Source organism: Candidatus Thiothrix phosphatis (genome assembly GCF_035668035.1).
GTDB classification, from domain to species: Bacteria; Pseudomonadota; Gammaproteobacteria; order Thiotrichales; family Thiotrichaceae; genus Thiothrix; species Thiothrix phosphatis.
Genome location: NZ_JAYMYJ010000118.1, coordinates 1 through 4,695, shown reverse-complemented (window position 1 = coordinate 4,695; position 4,695 = coordinate 1). Strand labels below are relative to the sequence as shown.

Sequence of the window (4,695 nt, the reverse complement as noted above, 5' to 3'; positions counted from 1 at the left end):
TTAAGTTTTAGTACAAACGAAAAGCGAACAAAGAAGACGCAAAGCATCTTGGTAGGTCTCCCAAAGTGCTTGTGAAAGTTCCGCATCGGATGGTGGGGTTTGTTCGGTAAACATTGATTTGGGGCATTTTTTGGGGCAATAGCAAGGAACCAAGGACAAGTTATATGGCTGAAGCTTCTTTAAGTCTTTGTTCTTTTACTGTGCATTCCTGTCATAAGATGTTCGAATCCTCTCGTCCGACCAATTCTTAAGCTTTCCGCTTCATTTCACACTCAAACCTTACCTGATATAGATCAGACAAGCTGACGCCTGGCGGAGTAGAATGGTCAAAAACCCATTCCAACAGGAGGCAGCGTGCATACTACCCAAGCTATCAGAAATATTGTTTTCACTGGCCATACCGGCTCCGGCAAAACCAGCCTGATTGAGGCCCTGCTGTTCCAGGCAGGTGAAACCACCCAGCAGGGCGATATTGAAAAAGGCAATACCGTCACGGATTTTGACCCGCTGGAGCAGGAGCATCACCATTCCCTGTATGTTTCTGTCGCCACCGCCCATCATGCTGGCTGCCATATCAACCTGATCGACACACCGGGCTACCCTGACTTTCAAGGGCAGGTGCTGACGGCCTTGTCCGCCGCCGATACGGTGGTGGTGGTCATCAATGCGCTGGCGGGGATTGAACCCATGAGCCGCAAGATCATGGAGTGGGTCAGCAACCAGCACTTGCCGTGCATGGTGGTGATCAACCGCATGGACGCGGCGCCCGCGAAGCTGGAACGGCGCCTGCAAGAGATTGCCGACGTGTTTGGGCGGGAATGCCTGCCGCTGGAACTGCCTGCCAACCATGCCTCGCAAGTGGTGGAGGTGTATGGGCATGAGTCGGGCGAAGCGGATTTTTCATCAGTCGACACGGCCCACACCTCGCTGATCGAGCAAGTGGTGGAAGCAAATGAAACCGCCATGGAACATTATCTCGAAGAAGGCGAGGTGTCAGCGGCGGAACTGCATGACGCGTTTGAGCAAGCTTTGCGTGAAAGCCATCTGGTGCCGGTCTGTTTCACTTCCGCCAAGACGGGCACAGGTGTTGCCGAACTGTTGGACATTCTTGCCAAGCTTGCCCCCAGCCCCCTGGAGGCCGCACCCCACCCCTTCATCCGGCTGCAAGGTGGGAAAACGCAGGCGGTCTGGGCCGACCCCAATCCGGACAAACCGCTGCTGGCGCATGTGTTTCATGTGGAGTTTGACCCGTTTGTTGGCAAGCTGGCGCTGCTGCGGGTGCATCAGGGCAGCCTGAAAGTGGGCAACCAAGTGTTGGTGGGCGCTGATGGCAAATCTGTAAAAATTGCGCACCTTTACCGTTTGCAGGGCAAGGAGCGGATTCCTGTCACGCAGGCTGTTCCGGGGGACATTTGCGCAATTGCCAAGATCAATGAGATTGAGCCGGACGCAATCCTGCACGAGCGGCACGAGGATGACAATGTCGGGATTGGCGGCGTGACGCTGCCCACGCCATTGGTTGGCTTTGCGTTGCGTGCCAAAAAGCGCGGTGATGAACAGAAGTTGTCAGAAGTGCTGCACAAGCTGGTGGCGGAAGACCCCTGCCTGCGTATCGAGTATGACGCTGCGGCCAATGAAACCGTGTTGCGCGGGCTGGGCGAGCTGCATCTGCGCATTGCCTTGGAGCGCATGGACAAACAGTACCATGTGGAAGTGGACGCTGCGCCGCCACGAATCCCTTACCGTGAAACCATCACCAAAACCGTGCAGGCGCAGTACCGCCACAAGAAACAGACCGGCGGGGCAGGGCAGTTCGGCGAAGTGTTGCTGGAAGTGGAGCCGCTGGAGCGGGGTGCAGGGTTTGAATTCGTCAGCCGCATCGTGGGCGGGGCGATTTCCGGCTCCTTGATTCCGGCGGTGGAGAAAGGCGTGCGTCAGGTGCTGGCTTCCGGTGCCGTCAGCGGGCATCCACTGATGGACATCCGGGTGACGCTGGTGGATGGCAAGATGCATTCCGTGGACTCCAAGGAGGTCGCTTTTGTGGCGGCGGGGCGCAAAGCCTTCATGCAGGCCATCGCCGAGGCGAACCCCATCATTCTGGAGCCGGTGGTCAACTTGGAAGTGACGGTTCCCGCTGCCGTGATGGGCGATGTTTCCGGCGATCTGGCGACCCGCCGCGCCCAAATCCATGATGCGCAGGCTGATGAAAGCGGCGGCAATATGGTGATTCAGGCGAAAGTCCCGCTGGCGGAGCTGGAGGATTATGCGTCGCGCCTGAATTCATTGACGGGTGGGGAAGGTGGCTGGGCCATCCAATTCAGCCACTATGAACCGGCCACGGACAAGACCCAGCAGGAACTGATGGCGCAGTACAAGGCGGCTGACGACTGATTTCACTTGCCGCACCAAGCTGGGTCAGTTTGTCCTGACCAAAAAAAGCCCCGATTGCGGGGCTTTTTGCTGTTGCTGGCAATAATTGCGATTATTTTTAAGGCTGGCTGCATCTGCATGGTGCCAGCCTGCGTATAGGAGAATAACTTCAACGAAGTGACAAACGTCGGGAAGTTTACGGATTAGATGATTTTTCACCAAAAGTAGTATGGAGTAATGTAATGATGAAAACTAACGCACAACTGATGGCCGCCACAATCATGGCTTTGGGCATGGCCGCTGTTTCCACCTCGCTGATGGCGGCTGATGACGAATCCAAGCCAGAAATGGAAAAATGCGGCGGCATCGTCAAGGCCGGTATGAATGATTGCGCCGGTAATGGCCATGCCTGTGCTGGCCAGGCCAAGGCCGACAGCGACCCCAGCGAGTGGGTCAAGCTGCCGAAAGGCACATGTGAAAAACTCACCGGCGGCGCTGTCATCAAAGCTGAAGACATGAAGATGAAGTAATCGCCATGACTAGCCAGATCACGGGATGTGGTGTCGGTTTGCGGTTTCAGCATATCGACCGTATTGTGGATGAAAGGCCCCACATCCCGTGGCTGGAAGTCCTCACCGACAATTACCTGCTGCCCGGCGGCGTGCAGCAGGATTACCTGTTCGAAATAGCCGAACATTATCCGCTGACGTTCCACGGCGTCGGCATGTCGCTGGGGTCGGCTGATCCGCTGGATGAAGAATATTTCAGCCGGATTAGGGCGCTGGTGGATAGGCTGAATCCCGCTTGGGTGTCTGACCATTTGTGCTGGACTTCCGCGCACGGGGTGGTGACGCACGACCTGATTCCGCTGCCTTACACCGAAGAGACTGTCCATTACGTCGCGGCGCGCATCCGCCAGGCGCAGGACAGGCTCGGGCGTGGCCTGGTGATAGAAAATGTTTCCAGCTATCTGCAATACCAGCAATCCAGCATGACCGAATGGGCGTTTTTCCGGGCGGTTGTGGAAGAGGCTGACTGCGGCATGCTGCTGGATGTGAACAATATTTACGTCAGCGCCTGCAATCACGATTTCGATCCCCTCGATTATCTGGACGCCATTCCGCCGGAACGGGTGAAGGAAATCCATCTCGCCGGTTACGAAGACCGGGGGGCGTTCCTGCTGGATACGCACGGCTACCCGGTGACGCCGCCGGTATGGGAGCTGTATGCGCAAGCCATCCGACGCATCGGCGCTGTCCCCACACTCATCGAATGGGACAACAACGTGCCGGAATTGGAAACCCTGTTGGCGGAAGCCGCCAAAGCCGCTGAGGTGCAAAGCCGTGTCCTTGCCTGATCTGCAAACCCGTTTTGTCGCCGCCATTTTTGACCGCAACCAGCGGGCAGGCATGGCGGAATTGGTGAAATCACAGGGTGGTTTGGATGCGGCGCAACGGGTCGGCATCTACCGCAACAGTGTGCATGGCGTGTTGCTGCAACACCTCGGCGCTGTGTATGAAGTCACCCAGCAATTGGTGGGCGAGGCGTTTTTCGGGCGATTGTCCGATGAATATATGGATCACGCGCCGCCTACCCGGCCATTTTTGGTGGAGTATGGCGAGACGTTCCCGGCCTTCATGCAGCGCCATGCGGCACTGGAAGAGATGCCCTGGCTGGCGGATGTCGCCCGGCTGGAGTGGGCGCGCCATCAGGCGTGGCATGCGGTCAACCAGCCTGCTGGCGATTTCACCCAAATCATGACGCTGACTGAAGGGCAGCAGGCAAGCCTCTGTTTCCAAATGCCTGGTTCGGCGCAGCTTGTCCAGTCACCTTATGCTGTCCATCAGGTGTGGCTGGCGCATCAACCTGAAGATTTTCCCGGCAAACTACCGCTGGAACGCATCCAGATTCTCCAACCGGCGTATGTATTGGTATGGCGGGCGGGCAGGCAATTGCGGCAGGTGGAAGTGGATGAAGCTGGCTGGGATTTTTTGTCCGCATTGCGGCAGGGCGCAACCCTGCCAATGTTGACGGAACGCTTCCAGGAACAATTGCCCGGATTGCTGACCACCGCCATGCAACGTGGCTGGATTCTGTCATTTACGGCAGACGCCTAAATACCGGACAAGGAGTAATGCATGAACAAACCGATTACGCTGCCAGGTTTTCTGCTGGCGGATTGCTGGCCTGTTGACTTGGTTTTAAAGCCCGTGACCCTGTTGGTGTTTCGGTTGTGGGTGGCGCAGGTGTTTTTTGCCTCTGGCCTGACCAAGAGTAAGTATCCCCCGGCAAAGCCGGGGGCTTTAGAATATGTGAGCCGCTCAA

At 56.8% G+C, this 4,695-nt stretch carries 4 protein-coding genes and 1 pseudogene; all 5 read left to right on the top strand.

The window, feature by feature from the left end; all coding sequences use genetic code 11:
• The first annotated feature begins 354 nt into the window (after positions 1–354).
• Complete coding sequence (fusA, locus tag VSS37_RS13340; protein ID WP_324695989.1) at positions 355–2,391, top strand: elongation factor G; 2,037 nt, start codon at positions 355–357, stop codon at positions 2,389–2,391.
• 221 nt (positions 2,392–2,612) lie between these two features.
• Positions 2,613–2,900, top strand: coding sequence for a BufA1 family periplasmic bufferin-type metallophore (locus tag VSS37_RS13335; protein WP_324695987.1), 288 nt, complete (start codon positions 2,613–2,615; stop codon positions 2,898–2,900).
• Between the two features lie 5 nt (positions 2,901–2,905).
• Entirely contained in the window at positions 2,906–3,727 is an 822-nt protein-coding gene (bufB, locus tag VSS37_RS13330) for an MNIO family bufferin maturase (RefSeq protein ID WP_324695986.1), read from the top strand.
• On the top strand, positions 3,714–4,487 hold the full coding sequence (locus tag VSS37_RS13325) for an HvfC/BufC N-terminal domain-containing protein (RefSeq protein WP_324695985.1): 774 nt from the start codon (positions 3,714–3,716) through the stop codon (positions 4,485–4,487). Before bufB ends, VSS37_RS13325 begins: the two co-directional genes overlap by 14 nt.
• Before the next feature lie 21 nt (positions 4,488–4,508).
• Positions 4,509–4,695, top strand: a pseudogene (locus tag VSS37_RS13320) (hypothetical protein); the annotation flags it as partial.

Bases quoted from the DNA above. Each gene is read 5' to 3' on its own strand.
- VSS37_RS13335 (WP_324695987.1), top strand. From the start codon at position 2,613: ATGATGAAAACTAACGCACAACTGATGGCCGCCACAATCATGGCTTTG.
- bufB (WP_324695986.1), top strand. From the start codon at position 2,906: ATGACTAGCCAGATCACGGGATGTGGTGTCGGTTTGCGGTTTCAGCAT.